Below are 15,617 nucleotides of genomic sequence, written 5' to 3' on the forward strand. Positions count from 1 at the left end.
AAAAAAGCCCCCAAAGGGACTTCTCGGTTTGATAAACAACGGCAGGGTGACAGTCCTGCATCTCTTTCAGACCCGAAGGTGCGGCGGCTGCCTCTTCCGCCCTCGTTGTTATTTCTTACTTATATTATATCACATTTTCTTAGCTCTACCAGCATTTAGATAATTTTTCAGCTTAGAATCTTTAATCACAAACATGGTACGGACATTAAGTTTATCACATAATCTGACCGCTACCAGAACATTACCATCAATACGTTTGATATATTCCAAGGACTGACCATTAGGATGGCGACCGATATAGTCCGGATGAGCAATAATCTCTGGAATACGCTCATAGGTGGCATCAAAATCACTGAATTCCTGGCGATGTTTTTCCATATGCTTCTTACGTTGTGCAGACAGCGTGATTTCTTCACCAGGCTTGTAGTTCAAATCAAAAGCTTTAATGACTTTTGGCGTCAAGTGCCCTACTGTTTTCATGTCTCTATTGTACCACATCTCATACACATCAAGGTCTTTCCTATTGTTGAGGTATCAAAAAAACTCAAGCCTGTTACCAAGCTCGAGTTTTGACTTATGTTTTTTGGAAAGCACCTTGTTTGTAGCTAATCCAGAAGAAAAGCGGTGTACAGATAGCCATTGCTACCAGATAGATTGGCAAGGTGTAGCTATTAAGTGTCGAAATTTCAATCACATCTCGAAGATAGTAAGAGCTGATTAAGAAACCAAAGACTGAGTAAATAATCAAGGCCACACGTCCCTTATTCAAAGGGATACAAGCACGAATAACGGCAAGAACACCCGTTGATCCCATCATATAGTAAGACAGCGTCAGCATGTCCGTATTGCTCATACCAAGATAGACCTGAGATAGATGGAAAATAAGAACACTGATAACCAGCATCAAGGCATTAGGAATAGACAACTGAAGCGAACGTCTGAGGAAATGTTTCTCAACAGGTCGTATATTACGTTCGAAGGTCAAAATAAATGGTGGAAGACCCTCGATAAATTGCCCCGCTAATGTCATCTGAACCTGAATGAATGGGAAGACCAAGAGGTACTCTGCCTTTCCAAAAACAATACTGGCAATACAGATAAGCCCCAAAAGGAAGGAATAGACCGTTTTGATGAGGAAAATAGGTGCAATGTGGGCAATATTATTAACCACACGACGTCCCTCAAATAGAATTTCAGGAATATCCTTAAACTCTGAATCCATAAGCACCAAGTTGGCAATCTGACGTGTAGCGGGATCCCCTTCAGCCATAACAATCGAACAGTCCGCCTCACGTAGTGCCAAGATATCGTTGACACCGTCACCAGTCATAGCTGTGGTATGCCCATTGGCATTAAGGGTTTGGATTAACAACTTCTTCTGATGTGGAGATACGCGACCAAAGATTGCAGTATCTTCAGCCAAAGCCTCCAACTCCTCATCACTGACCTTAGAACAGTCAATATAACTTTGATAATCCGCAAAACCAGCCTGGTGGGCAATATGAGAAACCGTCACAGGATTGTCACCAGAAATAATCTTAAGCGTCACATCTTCTGAACGTAGGTATTCCAAAGTTTCTGCAGCATCCTCACGAATAGGATCGGCAATTTCGAGCAAGGTCAAGCCTTCAACATCATTCGGCAAACTCATAGTCTCTGTATCAACCGCTGACTGACTCCATGCCAAAATCAAAACACGAGAACCACGAGCCTGCGCCTGATCGACTGCTTTTGGGTTTTCCTTAAGAAGCATCTCAGGTGCTCCCAAAAAGAGAGTTCCGACCCCGTCAATGCTCATAGCACCCCATTTACGATCACTTGAAAATGGGATAACATCCCCTACCTGATAGTGATGCTCCAGACGTTCATAGGCATTTCGAATCGCCTGAGCCGTTGCATTGTTATCCTTGCTATGCTGCATATAGGCCGCAAGCAAGCGCTCCAAATCCTCTTTAGTGAAACGCTCCGACAGTAGTTTCAAACCCTTAACGGTCATCTTTCCTTGCGTAATTGTTCCTGTTTTATCTAAACAAAGCACATCGACACGCGCCAAGGTTTCGACAGAGTACATCTCCTGCACCAGGATATGTTTCATTCCAAGCTTAATAACGGCCGTCAAAAGAGAGGTAATTGTCAAAAGGGCAATTCCCTTAGGCAACATTCCCAGAAGGGCTGTCGAACTGGTAACTACCGACTCTTGAAGAGAGAGCTGTTTAATCAAGTAAGCCTCAAAAAAGAGCGCAAGCCCAAACGGTATCACAATCTTGCCCGTAAACTTGGCAATCTTATCCATATTATAGAGGATACGTGACACGATTGGCTTATGCGTCTTGGCCTCAAGCATGAGCTTATTGGCATAATTATCCTCGGCTACGTTAATAACCTTAGCATAAACCTGACCACTCACAAGGTAAGAACCTGAGAGCAACTCCTTCCCATCCTTCTTGAGAATAAGGTCACTCTCACCTGTCAGCATAGCCTCGTTAAGCTCAGCCATCCCATCAACAACCACGGCATCACTAGGCACCTGCTCACCCGCAGACAAGAGCATGATATCATCCAAGACAATATCCTGAGGATCAATACAAGTTACCTCACCATCACGCACCACACGGATTTGATCCTTATTCATGAGATTGAGCTTATCAATCATGCGACGGGCACGCAACTCTGTCATCATCCCCGTAAAGGCATTAAGCACAATGATTCCGAAGAAAAAAAGATTCGACCAAGCCTGAACAGCAATCAAGGCCACAAAAATAGCAAAATTGAGCATATTAAAGGAGTTAAAGACATTACGCCTAAAAATCTCCCAGTTGCTGGAGCCAGTTTTTGCTTTAAAATGATTTGTTTTACCGGCATCTATCCGCCGCTTGACCTCCATCTGCGTCAAGCCTTGTAACTGTTTTTCCATAACTTTCATAGTAGCATAAAAATGAGGTGTTTTCAAAGGTTAGCCGTCATGGAAAGCCAAGAAATGGACCTATTATATCGAACCACTCTCCCGACTATTTCACTCAACCTAAACTACTTTCAAATAGCAAAGGCAAGAGTCCCTACAAAACACTTCTATGCTATCTTATTCTCTAATTAAACCTACTTTGATAAATTAAATTAAACAACCACTGAAGATTAATTAATGGTTTTGGTTGAGCATCAATCACTGGTTGGACGGTCTCTCTAATTTCTTTTTGGACGGTTCGTTGCTTATATTTAATAGTATGATAATGTTCATCTAAAGCATATTGGTTAGAAAAATTTCGATTAAAAAGATAGCCATTACCTGATGCCGAAATAAAAAATAGAGTATCACCTGAAAAATCTAATATGGACGTTTTGGTTCCTTTTTCTCTAGTTATTGCGTACGACCCATCATCATCATAGCTAATACCATCTATTTCCGGTGTATAAATCCAGTCATTATTCTCCATCAGCATAATGATGTCCGGTTCTGTCCCCTCCTTATGAGGGATGTGCTGAGCATAATAAACAGAGTGGTATTTTAAATTAAAAAAAGTAAATAGGCTCATTCCTAAGACTGTATACAGCCCTATAATTAGTCCTACAAAAATCACCAAAATATTTCTTTTTTGCATCCTTATCTTCTCTTTCTTTCTTATCTCCAATCGAATTTTGACTGGATTAACAATAAACCATTGTACCGTATTTATCATAAGTCTTACAATTTAATGATTTGTAATTGCTCTAACATTTGTTATGAATAAGAAAAAATCAGGTCTTTATAAATTTCTCCAACGCCTCTCCCCACTTTGTCAATCAAGCTAAACATGGTATAATAGTTAAGATTTTTATACTACTTATTTCTGGTCAGAAGTGGGCAGTAAAATTTAAGAAACAGGGGCTAAACCCTTGGTATGAAAGGAATCTAGAAACTATTATGATGAACATGCAAAACATGATGAAGCAAGCTCAAAAGCTTCAGAAACAAATGGAAAAAAGCCAAGCTGAATTGGCTGCTACAACCTTCACTGGAAAATCAGCACAAGACTTGGTTGTTGCTGAATTAACTGGTGATAAAAAAGTGGTTAACATCACTTTCGCTGATGCTGTCGTGGATCCTGATGATGTGGAAACACTTCAAGATATGACTGTTCAAGCACTTAACGATGCTCTTGGACAAATTGACGAAGCGACTAAAAAATCAATGGGTGCCTTTGCCGGTAAATTGCCATTCTAAAAAATAAAAAGGAATCTCGCGGTTCCTTTTTTCTATACACTCATTTAGTAACTCAGTCATAACATACAAAAGACTTGGACAAGAAATCCAAGTCTTTTTGTGATAGTCATATAAAAATTTTATTCTTCAACTAAAGCAAGACCTGACTGTGCGTCTTCTTCGTTGGCCAATTCATAGCGATTCTTTTGACCTAAGTAGATGCTCGCTGAATTTAATGAACTTTCTAAATTAGGGTAATTCACATCTTCATTCGCTGTTTGGATAGGTACCGGTCCTGAAATTAATAGCTCATCAGCATTCTTGACATAAATCTGGTATTCTCCAACTTCGCTAGTTTGAGCTAAAATCTCATTCAACAAGTCTGGGTCAAGCGTTTGAGCGACGCCATCAACCACTTGATTAGAGTTCTGCTTATGCTCTGACGAATCCACTACTTCAGTGATAACGATGTAATCAGGTGTTTCCTCATCTGAAGTCTTAGCTCCTTCAGTTTCTGGCTGTTTTTGCCCAGGTGTTTCTTGCTTCTTCGTATCTTGAGCTTGCCCATCATGAGTCTTCATTTCCTCATCACTAACGGTTTGAACCTTAGTCTGATTGGCATCTAAATCGAGTTTTGGAGCTTCTTTGACGTCAGCTGAGACCCCACTAGTACCCATGAATAGAGCTAGAGTCCCCAAAGTAGCAATCAAGCTGATTACTGCTTTGCCGATAAAACCATTATCTTTGTTTTTAATCATAAATCCCTCACTATTTGTTTGGTTAGCTCTAACTGGCTAACAACGAGTCCAATTTGCTGCTGTAGGTGGTAAAAGGTTGGTTGAGCTGTTTGACCAACCCTTCACCCAGATAACAATCTTAGCATGCAAAAACCTTGATTTCAAGCATTTCTTTAATTTTTAAGCATTTTAAATAAATGACAACTTCATGTCTTAAAATTGATGACAATCTATTATCTGATTAGCTTTTTTACGCTATGCAAATGGTAATTTCTTTAAATGGTACTTAGGGAAATAATACTTGTTTTTTAGACAGATTCTTCAGAAACCACTTTTGCTGACTTACCTCCTCCAAAAATTTATCGGATAGCAAAATTCTGTCCAAACACTTTAAATGCAACTATAAAAAGAATTCTTGATTCAGGAAGTGGAGTTTTCAACATCCTAAAATACTATTAGAAACTAAAACCCCTCAATTAGACCAAAGAAAGCTACAACAAAAGTATTTATAAAACGCATCCCAATAAACAACTCATTCTAAAAATGCGCACCTCTCATTTAGATATCTAATTTTAAAGTATTTACAACTTCTTTAAAAATAACTAACACACAAAAAATGATTACGAAAAGGCCGCTATTTCCCCATGAATAAATTAACCCATATAGAAAATGTATCTTCCAAATGCAAAAAAATGGCGGTATTCTGGATATATCCATGCTCGAAACTATGAAAAAACTCTTTATCCATCATCAACTCTGACGCAAAAGTAGATTCCCTCTGACACCCCTATGGTGAAACATTTACCGACCTAAAGCCTCCGACAATGATGGAAATTTGGAAAAATGGGAAATCCACTCAGTAAAAGACTAAAAATAACCTAACTTTATAACTATTCCACCAAATTTTCACCTCACTCAAAGCTCATCTAGAATAGGTTTTTCTCATGTGTAAACGCTTCACTCAAATTTCTGTCACATGTAAGAAAATCTTATCGTCTTTTGAACCTTTTTTTGCTTCAAAACCTAGATATTCCAAGGAAAATCCGTTACAATAGAGTACGGAAAGATAGGTAATTATCAGCATCATTATTTTCATATGAAAGGGAAATTCATGGCTTATATTCAAATGAAGCATAGCTATAAACGCTATAAAACCGGTGATCTGGAAATTATCGCAAACAACGACGTAAGCTTTGATATTGAAAAAGGGGAGCTTGTCGTCATTCTCGGTGCCTCTGGTGCAGGGAAATCAACCGTTCTTAACATCTTGGGTGGTATGGACACCAATGACGAAGGCCGCGTCATTATTGATGGTAAGGACATCTCTGAATACACAGCTAAAGAACTGACAACCTATCGTCGTGAGGACGTTGGCTTTGTGTTCCAATTTTACAACTTAGTTTCAAACCTTACGGCCAGGGAAAACGTCGAACTAGCATCCGAAATCGTTCCAAGCGCTAAAGATGCTACTCAAACACTCGTCGAAGTCGGTTTGGGAGACCGCTTAGACAACTTCCCATCACAACTATCTGGTGGAGAGCAACAGCGTGTTGCCATTGCACGCGCCGTTGCCAAAAATCCAAAGATCCTTCTTTGTGATGAACCAACAGGGGCTCTGGATTATCAAACAGGGAAACAAATCCTGACCCTCCTTCAAGAAATGGCTCGCAAACAGGAAACAACTGTTATTATCGTGACCCATAATGCTTCTCTAGCTCCAATTGCCGATCGTGTCATTCGAATGCACGATGCCAAGATTAAGAGTGTGGAACTTAATCCTAATCCACAAAAAATCGAGGACTTGGAATACTAGAAAGGAGCACCGTCATGAAAAAAACAACTTATTGGAAAGATGTTTGGCGAACCTTTGTAGCTTCTAAAGGGCGTATGCTCTCTATTGCCTTGCTTATGGCACTGGGATCCTTTGCCTTGATTGGTCTTAAAGTAACTTCTCCTAATATGAAAAAAACTGGGGAACACTTCTTCAAGACGCATCAAACCGCTGACTTGAGCTTAATCAGTACTTACAGTATCAACCAAACCGATCAGGACCTTCTCAATTCGATTAAGAAAAAGAATGTAGACATCGAGTATGGTTATTTCAAAGATGCTGTTATCAAGGGGACGAATACGGCATTTCGTATTTTCTCTAAACCTAATAAAATCTCTACTTACGACCTTATTGAGGGGAAACTTCCTACTAAGGACGGGGAAATCGCTCTTTCCTCAACTTATAAAGAAGAATATAGCGTCGGAGATAAGATTAACTTTTCTGAGCCAGTAGATAGCTCAGGGCAAAAACAATTAAAGGAACAAACATATACCATTACTGGTTTTGTTAATTCCTCTGAACTTCTCTCTAGGAACCGCCTTGGTAATGCCAGTGCTGGTACGGGGAAACTGGATGGCTACGCCATTGTTCCAGAGACGGACTTCACCTCTAATGATTACATGATTGCCCGCATCCGCTACAAGGATTTGGAAAATGTTAGTCCTTTTAGTGAGAAATACGCAAATAAGATTTCTGAACGAAAGGCTGAACTCAAGGAACTCTTTAAAGACGAACCTGAGAAACGCCTCGCTGAAATCAAGTCACAGTCTCAAGCTCAAATTACTCAAGCTAAACAAGAACTTGAAACAGCACTCGCACAGACCCAGCAAATGGCTACAAGCAACCCAGCCGAAGCCGCTAGCGTCAAAGAAGCTACTACCAAAATTGAAGCCAAGCAAAAAGAACTCGAAGAAAGTCAAGCAATGGTTGATAATTTACCAGCGCCTAGCTATCAATTCTACTCTCGTCGTGAGATTCCGGGTTCTGAGGGATATGTTGCTTATGAAAGTAATATTAACATCATTCACGATGTGAGTAACATCTTCCCTGTCGCTCTCTACTTTATGGCAGCTTTGGTTACCTTTGTAACTATGGGACGCTTTGTTGAAGAAGAACGTGGTAAGGCTGGTATTTTCAACGCCCTGGGCTACAGTAGTCCGAGAATTATCCATAAATTCGTCATTTATGGTTTGATAACGAGTATTACTGGTACAACCGCAGGTGTTATTACCGGTCATACACTACTTCCGATTCTAATCCACAATACTTATAAGAGCGATTTGCAACTTCCTGCTTTCGAGTTGCACTTCTACCTAGGACTTACTCTTGTGGCCTTCCTTTTAGGTCTCTTATCTGCTGTGCTACCTGCCTTTGCGGTTGCCAAGAAAGAGCTCTGGGAAAAACCTTCCCAACTCCTTCTTCCAAAACCACCTCGTGCAGGAGCTAAGATTGTCCTAGAACGCATCACACCTCTTTGGAAACGTCTCAGCTTTACGGAAAAAGTTACCATGCGTAATATTTTCCGCTATAAGCAACGGATGTTTATGACCCTCTTTGGTGTCGCAGGTTCTATTGCACTGCTCTTCGCAGGTTTAGGCATTCGATCTTCTGTATCTAACCTTAACCAGCAACAGTTTGAAGACATCATTCACTATGATATGATTGTTGCCAAGCAACCAAATACGTCAAGTGCTTTGGATGAGGAACTCACTAAACTCCTCGATAGCAAAGACGTTAAAGAATACTTGAATGTCCATTTTGAAACCTTGCAAAAAATTGCCGGTAGCAACAAGGACACTCAGGAAATCTCAACCCTTGTCTTTAATGACCGTGACGATAAACTCGTTGATAGTTACGTTAGCTTGCATGACCGAGACCGTAATAAGACTCTCAAGCTATCTAATGACGGAGCTATTATCTCTGAAAAAATGGCAAAACTCCTAAACCTCAAGGTTGGAGATACCATTACTGTGCAAAACAGTCAGGATGAGTCTGCCAAGATTAAGATAGCTGGTATCACTGAAATGTACATGGGGCATTTCCTCTTTATGAATGCTAGCTACTACCAAAAAGCTTTTGGGACACCTTCAGTGAATAATGCCAACCTTGTTACTCTTGCTGAACCAACTAAGCAAAATGTTGAAAATATGGCAGCCAAATTCATCAACTTACCTAATGTTTACGGTGTTGTTCAAAACAACAACCTTAAACTGCAAATCAGCACTATGGTCAATTCATTGACACAGGTTATTGGTATCTTGATTACGGTTTCCATTCTCCTTGCTGTGGTTGTTCTCTATAACCTCACTAACATCAACGTTTCAGAACGTATCCACGAACTTTCAACCGTTAAGGTTCTTGGTTTCTACAATAACGAAGTATCCCTCTACATCTATCGTGAAACCATTTACCTTTCAATCATCGGTATCTTCGTAGGGTTCGGTCTTGGACAGGCACTCCACCAATATATGGTAAGCATCATTCCGCCAGATCGTATCATGTTTGATCCATCTATCGGACTGGCTACCTACCTTTTACCAGCTGTTCTTATCGGCATAATCCTTATTATCCTTGGCTTCGTCGTCAACAAACGTCTTGCCAAACTTAATATGCTTGAAGCCCTAAGCTCAGTTGAATAAGCTAAAAACGCCTGAGAAGTAATTCTCAAGCGTTTTTTTATGTTCGATAACTTATTTTGTTTTAGTCTTAGCCAACTCTAGACAGTAGGTTTTCACATGACAATGAGGACAAGTCAGCTTACGAGTCCTTGGTGTATGTCCTCCAATGGCAAATTCTTTAAAACTTGGATCAAAGGTCCTATGACAATTAGGACAGAGGTATTCAACCTGCTTTCTATAGTGAAACACCACTAAATTCATTACTAAAAAATAAGCAGGACCGACAATAAAGATACCTCTGGAATCCTTAAAATAATAAATGACAACCAGTAGGCTCATCAGATAAAGAAGGGAGATTAGAATGACACTCCCATATATTCTCAACTGCAAATGACGCCATGATTTTTGATTTTCCATAAGACGTGAAATGTCTGACAAATCTTCCAGCGAAAGTTGATGTCGTTTAGCAGTTGCTTTTTGCAAGTGACGGGCACGTTTTAGTTTGACCTCTATTTCCTCTGAAGACTTTTCCAAACTCTCGATTTGGTCTGTCAACAACAGCTCTAAAACCTGTTCCCTATTCTCCTCTTGCAAGAGTTTTTGGATTTGTTTGATTGAGAAATCCAAATCTCTTAAGAAACAAATGACTTGCAGTCGTTCCAAGTCTGATTCGTGATAGATTCTCCGACCACCCTCTGTGACTTCAGATGGCGTCAAGATCCCTCGTTGATCATAGTACTGGACAGTCCTAACAGACACTTCTGCTGCTTTAGCCAACTCTCCTGTTGAAAACTGCGACATCTCAGTCACCTCCTTTTAAGATTTTCTATCAAAGGAGGTCTTTCACCACCTTTGATACCTAGATTCCACCTTATAACGTAAGGTAATATGCAAGCTATCACCCTAGAGGATTTTCTTTTCTTACAGAAAAAGTTAGCTATCACTCTTTACAGCCTTTACAGTTCTTGTAAAGCTTTAGTCGAAAAGACCGCCCAAACCTAAGGCTGCAAAAGGATTGTTACTGACTTCTTCCTGTTGCTCCAAAAGTTTGGCATTCTCATCTAATTCGAGAAACTTCTCGTAAATCTGAGCGGTCATCCGAGCATCCTCCAAGCTGTTATGCCCGTGTCCCTTGATTCCGAAGAAATCTGCCACACTGGTTAGCTTGAGATTGACAATACCATTCAAATCCGAAGCACGACGGTCAAAGGCCTCATCAAAAACATCTAAAGCATATTGCTCTTCCAAGTCTAAACCATTTTCCAACAAAATAGGCAAGTCCGACTTAAGGGCATTGTAGCCGATAAGTGGAGTGTCGCCAACAAATGATTTAAAATCCGCCAGAACGGACTCTAGCTTTGGTGCCTTGGCAATCTTATCCGCTGTAATTCCCGTCAAACCATTGATAAAGGACTGTAAAGGAACGTCCGAATAGACAAAAGAGTCAAACTGATCCACTTCCTCATGCTGATCCATCTTAATGGCAGATACTTGGATAATATGGCTAACACCATCCACTGTGTTGAACTCCAAATCAAAGGCAATATAAGTTTCTAAATTTTCCATTTTATCTCCTATAATAGTTAAAGCTGAGACTGAGTCCCAGCTTCTTTTTTATTTTCCAAATAGACGTCCAAAGAAACCTTTTTTAGAAGCTTCTTCTTGTTTGGTCTGGATTTCTTCCACTTGGGCCTTGGCTTCGTCAACCTCAACCTTAGCCTCATCGAGTTCCAGTTTAAGCTCTTCCTTGTCCTTCATAGCAGTCAAGGTCAATTGTTGCTGTTGATCGATTTGCTTGTCCTTTTCAGCGATTTGAACGTCTTTGACACGCAATTGATCATCCATGTTAGACAACTGCTCATCCTTAGCCTTCAACTGAGCATAAAGACGGGCAATCTCAGAGTTTTTCTCGTCTACAAGAATCTCTAACAACTCACGTTGCTTTGTTTCTTCATCGATTGGCTCATCGTCAAAGATGGTTTTCTTGTAGATTTCCTCCAACTTAATCAAGCCACTGCGTTTAACGACAGTAACCCCTTTAGCATTTTTTTCTAGATCTTCTTCTGGAAGTTGTTTGACACGATTATTGACTGCTTGACGACTAACGCCAAGGATTTCAGCAATCTCGCTGACTGTCTTTTCAATACTCATAATAGCCTCATTTTCTCTTGAAATGTCTTACTATGAGAATATCACAATCACTCCTTTCTGTCAATTTGACTAGTTATTCTGGATATCTGAAGGACTCTTTTTAAGTTCCTTTTTCCTTTCACTCTTCAAACAATTTACTTGATAGGAAGCTAAGCTTTTGGTAAACTATGTGTGGGTATAAATGTATATAGAAGGAAAGTCTTTGACTTAAACAATCGGTACTTCCAAATTAGGTTTGGTCGCTATCAGATCTGTTGTATCTAGGAATGGTGGGAACAATTCCACAAGGTTTGGGATTTTCATTCTTGCTCCAATTATAGGTGGCATTCGAGCAACCTTGGTTGCAAAACTGCTTGATATTGAAGCATGAATCACATTATCTTCAACGGTTTGACTGTTGGAGTTTTTTTATTGTCAATCCACTCGCTCACTAAAGCCTCATATTGCCATCCGAGATTGAAAAAAGCCCTAAATTATGCCATAATAAGCAAAAGCAAAATAGAAAGAATGAGTCCTATGAAAAACTTCCGTGATGATATTAAGGTCAATGATTTGGCCCAGCCCTTCTTAGAGCCAATCGTTGAACAAATGACCACTGTATTCGACCCTGAAATTGAGCTAGATATTTACAACCTTGGTTTGATTTATGAAATCACCGTCGATGAAAATGGCCACTGCCACTTCCTTATGACCTTTACTGATACTGGTTGCGGCTGTGAAGAGACTATGCCTTATGAAATCGCTGAAAAGCTAAAAGCCATCGACGGCATTAACTCTGTCAAGGTAGAAACCACTTATTCACCTGTCTGGAAGATGACACGTATCAGTCGTTATGGACGTATTGCTCTTGGTATCTCACCTCGAGGCGGAAAATAAAAGGAAAACCGATTGGACATTTCCAACCGGTTTTTTTGAGGCTAACAGCAGATAGACGAGCACTTTTTCATGATGCTGCCATCAACTGTCTCAGGATTTAACACCAAAAAATCACATCGAACAAATGTCCGGTGTGATTTTATTTTATATCATGTAATTAGGCTTTACCTGATTTATCCATGTTCCAGAAGTCGGTAACGGCACCACGAGATGCTGAAGAAACGATGTGAGCATACTTACCGAGGACACCACGGCTATAAAGTGGTGGCAACTCAGTCTCAGCTTTACGTTTCGCCAACTCTTCGTCTGAAACGTGCATAGTAATTTCTTTAGTATCTTGGTCAACTGTAACCATATCACCTGTACGGAGGTAAGCAATAGGTCCACCAACCTGAGCTTCAGGAGCAATGTGACCAACAACGAGTCCGTAAGTACCACCTGAGAAACGTCCGTCTGTCAAGAGGGCAACTTTGTCCCCTTGACCCTTACCAACGATCATTGATGATAATGACAACATTTCTGGCATACCAGGACCACCCTTAGGACCTACAAAACGTACAACAACTACGTCGCCATCAACGATTTCATCAGAAAGAACGGCTTCGATGGCATCTTCTTCTGAGTCAAATACTTTAGCAGGACCAGTGATGTTACGAACTTTAACCCCTGATACTTTGGCAACCGCACCTTCTGGAGCCAAGTTACCTTTCAAGATAATCAATGGACCATCAGCACGTTTAGGATTTTCAAGCGGCATGATGACTTTTTGACCTGGTGTCAAATCATCGAAGGCCTCCAAGTTTTCTGCAACGGTCTTACCAGTACATGTGATACGATCACCGTGAAGGAAACCATTCTTAAGAAGGTATTTCATAACGGCTGGCACACCACCGACGTTGTAAAGGTCTTGGAAGACATATTGACCTGAAGGTTTCAAGTCAGCCAAGTGAGGCACACGCTCTTGGAAATCGTTGAAATCTTCAAGTGTCAAATCAACGTTAGCGGCGTGAGCAATAGCGAGCAAGTGAAGTGTCGCATTTGTTGAACCACCAAGTGCCATTGTGACAGTGATGGCATCTTCAAAGGCTTCACGTGTCAAGATGTCTGATGGCTTAAGACCTAGTTCAAGCATCTTAACAACCGCACGACCTGCTTCTTCGATATCTGCTTTTTTCTCAGCTGATTCTGCAGGGTGAGATGATGATCCTGGAAGACTCATCCCCATTACTTCGATTGCTGTCGCCATTGTATTGGCAGTATACATACCACCACAACCACCAGGGCCAGGGCAGGCATTACATTCAAGCTCTTTAACCTCTTCGGCAGTCATATCACCGTGGTTCCATTTACCGATACCTTCGAAAACAGAAACCAAGTCGATATCCTTACCGTTAAGATTACCTGGTGCAATGGTACCACCATAGGCAAAAATCGCTGGAATATCCATGTTAGCAATGGCAATCATAGAACCAGGCATGTTCTTATCACATCCACCGATAGCAACAAAGGCATCGACGTTGTGACCACCCATAGCTGCTTCGATTGAGTCAGCAATGATATCACGAGATGTCAATGAGAAACGCATCCCTGGTGTCCCCATAGCAATACCATCAGCAACGGTAATCGTACCAAATTGAACTGGCCAAGCACCCGCGTCTTTAACACCTTCTTTGGCAATTTGACCAAAACCGTGCAAGTGGATATTACATGGTGTGTTCTCAGCCCAAGTTGAGATAACCCCAACAATAGGCTTTTCAAAACTATCATCCGTCATCCCAGTCGCACGAAGCATGGCACGGTTAGGTGATTTAACCATGCTATCGTAGACAGATGAACGGTGTTTCATGTTATTTTCAGACACGATATTTTCCTCCATAGTTAATAACTATTCTAATTTAGACTTCTACTCCTATTCTAACATAAATTGTCTAAAAAAACTGACCATTTACCAACTATTCTCCCTTTTTAAATTATGCTAAAATAAAGGCATGAAACATTTTGATACTATCGTTATTGGTGGGGGACCTGCTGGCATGATGGCGACCATCGCCTCAGCCTTCTATGGCCAACAAACCCTCCTAATTGAAAAAAACAAACGTCTCGGAAAGAAGCTGGCTGGTACTGGCGGTGGACGTTGTAATGTTACTAACAACGGGACTTTAGACGATCTTCTAGCAGGCATTCCTGGTAATGGACGTTTCCTCTATAGCGTCTTTTCACAATTTGATAACCACGATATCATTGCTTTTTTCGAGGACAATGGTGTCAAACTCAAGGTTGAGGATCACGGGCGTGTCTTCCCTAAGACAGATAAATCACGGACCATCATCCAAGCTCTGGAAAATAAAATTCAGGAACTGGGTGCTAGTATCCTTACCAATACAGAAGTTGTCTCTGTCAAAAAGGTTGATGAGCAATTCCAAGTTAAGTCTTCAGACCAGACTTTTACCAGTGATAAGCTCATCGTCACAACTGGAGGAAAATCTTACCCATCGACTGGTTCAACTGGTTTTGGACATGATATTGCCCGCCATTTTAAACTCCATGTCACTGATCTTGAAGCTGCGGAAAGTCCACTCCTAACCGACTTTCCCCACAAGGCTTTGCAGGGAATTTCTCTTGACGATGTCACTCTGTCCTATGGCAAACACAAGATTACTCACGACCTTCTCTTCACCCATTTTGGCCTATCTGGACCAGCCGCCCTACGTCTTTCTAGCTTTGTTAAGGGTGGTGAGATCGCTCATCTGGACTTTCTTCCCAACCAAAGCCAAGAAAATCTCAAGACTTACTTTGAGGAAAACCGTGAGAAATCTGTCAAAAACACCCTCAAAGCGCTTGTGCCTGAGCGTGTTGCTGAATTCCTAGCAGAAGATAAGGCTGATAGCAAGGTTAAACAACTGCACCCCAAAGACTTGGAAAATATTATCAGTCAGCTTAAGGACATGGAAATCCCAATCACAGGTAAAATGTCACTTGCCAAATCCTTTGTGACTAAAGGTGGCATTGACCTTAAGGAAATTAATCCCAAGACCCTAGAAAGTAAAAAAGTCCCTCACCTACACTTTGCAGGAGAGGTCCTTGATATCAACGCCCACACTGGTGGCTTTAACATTACTAGCGCCCTCTGTACTGGTTGGGTAGCAGGTATCCAGAGCCCTTTGGACTAGGAAGATTTTTCAATTAACGACAACAAAAAGGTCCCTTCTATGACAGAAGGGACCTTT

13 protein-coding genes are annotated in these 15,617 nt (G+C 40.9%); 5 read left to right on the top strand and 8 right to left on the bottom strand.

Features of this window, described 5'->3' with window-relative positions:
• Positions 1-129 precede the first annotated feature (129 nt).
• The 3 genes from HMPREF2877_RS08490 to HMPREF2877_RS08500 form a co-directional block, all read right to left on the bottom strand.
• Entirely contained in the window at positions 130-480 is a 351-nt protein-coding gene (locus HMPREF2877_RS08490; protein ID WP_004183234.1) for a PBECR3 domain-containing polyvalent protein, read from the bottom strand.
• A gap of 94 nt (positions 481-574) precedes the next feature.
• A complete protein-coding gene (locus HMPREF2877_RS08495; protein ID WP_037605652.1) occupies positions 575-2,923 on the bottom strand; it encodes an HAD-IC family P-type ATPase in 2,349 nt (782 codons plus the stop codon).
• 163 nt (positions 2,924-3,086) lie between these two features.
• Positions 3,087-3,596, bottom strand: a complete 510-nt coding sequence (locus HMPREF2877_RS08500; protein WP_061652303.1) for a hypothetical protein — start codon at positions 3,594-3,596, stop codon at positions 3,087-3,089.
• Between the two features lie 302 nt (positions 3,597-3,898).
• Between HMPREF2877_RS08500 and HMPREF2877_RS08505 the strand changes: the two genes are divergently transcribed.
• Positions 3,899-4,198, top strand: coding sequence for a YbaB/EbfC family nucleoid-associated protein (locus HMPREF2877_RS08505; protein WP_002884818.1), 300 nt, complete (start codon positions 3,899-3,901; stop codon positions 4,196-4,198).
• A 119-nt stretch (positions 4,199-4,317) separates the two neighbouring features.
• Here HMPREF2877_RS08505 and HMPREF2877_RS08510 read toward each other — a convergent pair whose 3' ends face one another.
• On the bottom strand, positions 4,318-4,935 hold the full coding sequence (locus tag HMPREF2877_RS08510; RefSeq protein ID WP_013991059.1) for a hypothetical protein: 618 nt from the start codon (positions 4,933-4,935) through the stop codon (positions 4,318-4,320).
• Positions 4,936-6,025: 1,090 nt separating this feature from the next.
• Between HMPREF2877_RS08510 and HMPREF2877_RS08515 the strand changes: the two genes are divergently transcribed.
• Together HMPREF2877_RS08515 and HMPREF2877_RS08520 are read left to right on the top strand one after the other, a co-directional pair.
• Positions 6,026-6,727 (top strand): ABC transporter ATP-binding protein, encoded by a 702-nt coding sequence (locus HMPREF2877_RS08515; RefSeq protein WP_013991060.1) that lies wholly within the window; start codon positions 6,026-6,028, stop codon positions 6,725-6,727.
• Positions 6,728-6,741: 14 nt separating this feature from the next.
• On the top strand, positions 6,742-9,384 hold the full coding sequence (locus tag HMPREF2877_RS08520; protein ID WP_070579617.1) for an FtsX-like permease family protein: 2,643 nt from the start codon (positions 6,742-6,744) through the stop codon (positions 9,382-9,384).
• 51 nt (positions 9,385-9,435) lie between these two features.
• On the opposite strand, the gene HMPREF2877_RS08525 is transcribed toward HMPREF2877_RS08520, so the two are convergent.
• From HMPREF2877_RS08525 to HMPREF2877_RS08535, 3 genes are all read right to left on the bottom strand, one after another.
• The gene (locus HMPREF2877_RS08525; protein ID WP_013991063.1) at positions 9,436-10,164 is read right to left on the bottom strand and encodes a MerR family transcriptional regulator; all 729 of its coding nucleotides are present in this window, start codon (positions 10,162-10,164) and stop codon (positions 9,436-9,438) included.
• Positions 10,165-10,338: 174 nt separating this feature from the next.
• A complete protein-coding gene (locus HMPREF2877_RS08530) occupies positions 10,339-10,929 on the bottom strand; it encodes a 3'-5' exonuclease (RefSeq protein ID WP_070579620.1) in 591 nt (196 codons plus the stop codon).
• 48 nt (positions 10,930-10,977) lie between these two features.
• A complete protein-coding gene (locus HMPREF2877_RS08535; RefSeq protein ID WP_002884601.1) occupies positions 10,978-11,514 on the bottom strand; it encodes a DUF536 domain-containing protein in 537 nt (178 codons plus the stop codon).
• 516 nt (positions 11,515-12,030) lie between these two features.
• Here HMPREF2877_RS08535 and HMPREF2877_RS08540 point away from each other — a divergent pair.
• Positions 12,031-12,390: a metal-sulfur cluster assembly factor gene (locus HMPREF2877_RS08540; RefSeq protein ID WP_004183258.1), complete on the top strand. Its 360-nt coding sequence runs from the start codon at positions 12,031-12,033 to the stop codon at positions 12,388-12,390.
• A gap of 157 nt (positions 12,391-12,547) precedes the next feature.
• On the opposite strand, the gene ilvD is transcribed toward HMPREF2877_RS08540, so the two are convergent.
• Entirely contained in the window at positions 12,548-14,266 is a 1,719-nt protein-coding gene (gene ilvD / locus HMPREF2877_RS08545) for a dihydroxy-acid dehydratase (RefSeq protein WP_014632703.1), read from the bottom strand.
• Positions 14,267-14,378: 112 nt separating this feature from the next.
• Between ilvD and HMPREF2877_RS08550 the strand changes: the two genes are divergently transcribed.
• A complete protein-coding gene (locus tag HMPREF2877_RS08550; protein ID WP_070579623.1) occupies positions 14,379-15,560 on the top strand; it encodes an aminoacetone oxidase in 1,182 nt (393 codons plus the stop codon).
• Positions 15,561-15,617 lie beyond the last annotated feature (57 nt).

It is taken from the genome of Streptococcus sp. HMSC072D03, from assembly GCF_001812855.1.
Lineage (GTDB): Bacteria > Bacillota > Bacilli > Lactobacillales > Streptococcaceae > Streptococcus > Streptococcus salivarius_D.

Coding starts and splice junctions, on each gene's coding strand:
- HMPREF2877_RS08530 (WP_070579620.1), bottom strand. CDS start 10,929: ATGGAAAATTTAGAAACTTATATTGCCTTTGATTTGGAGTTCAACACA.
- HMPREF2877_RS08495 (WP_037605652.1), bottom strand. CDS start 2,923: ATGAAAGTTATGGAAAAACAGTTACAAGGCTTGACGCAGATGGAGGTC.
- HMPREF2877_RS08525 (WP_013991063.1), bottom strand. CDS start 10,164: ATGTCGCAGTTTTCAACAGGAGAGTTGGCTAAAGCAGCAGAAGTGTCT.
- HMPREF2877_RS08500 (WP_061652303.1), bottom strand. CDS start 3,596: ATGCAAAAAAGAAATATTTTGGTGATTTTTGTAGGACTAATTATAGGG.
- ilvD (WP_014632703.1), bottom strand. CDS start 14,266: ATGGAGGAAAATATCGTGTCTGAAAATAACATGAAACACCGTTCATCT.
- HMPREF2877_RS08510 (WP_013991059.1), bottom strand. CDS start 4,935: ATGATTAAAAACAAAGATAATGGTTTTATCGGCAAAGCAGTAATCAGC.
- HMPREF2877_RS08490 (WP_004183234.1), bottom strand. CDS start 480: ATGAAAACAGTAGGGCACTTGACGCCAAAAGTCATTAAAGCTTTTGAT.
- HMPREF2877_RS08515 (WP_013991060.1), top strand. CDS start 6,026: ATGGCTTATATTCAAATGAAGCATAGCTATAAACGCTATAAAACCGGT.
- HMPREF2877_RS08535 (WP_002884601.1), bottom strand. CDS start 11,514: ATGAGTATTGAAAAGACAGTCAGCGAGATTGCTGAAATCCTTGGCGTT.
- HMPREF2877_RS08520 (WP_070579617.1), top strand. CDS start 6,742: ATGAAAAAAACAACTTATTGGAAAGATGTTTGGCGAACCTTTGTAGCT.
- HMPREF2877_RS08540 (WP_004183258.1), top strand. CDS start 12,031: ATGAAAAACTTCCGTGATGATATTAAGGTCAATGATTTGGCCCAGCCC.
- HMPREF2877_RS08550 (WP_070579623.1), top strand. CDS start 14,379: ATGAAACATTTTGATACTATCGTTATTGGTGGGGGACCTGCTGGCATG.
- HMPREF2877_RS08505 (WP_002884818.1), top strand. CDS start 3,899: ATGATGAACATGCAAAACATGATGAAGCAAGCTCAAAAGCTTCAGAAA.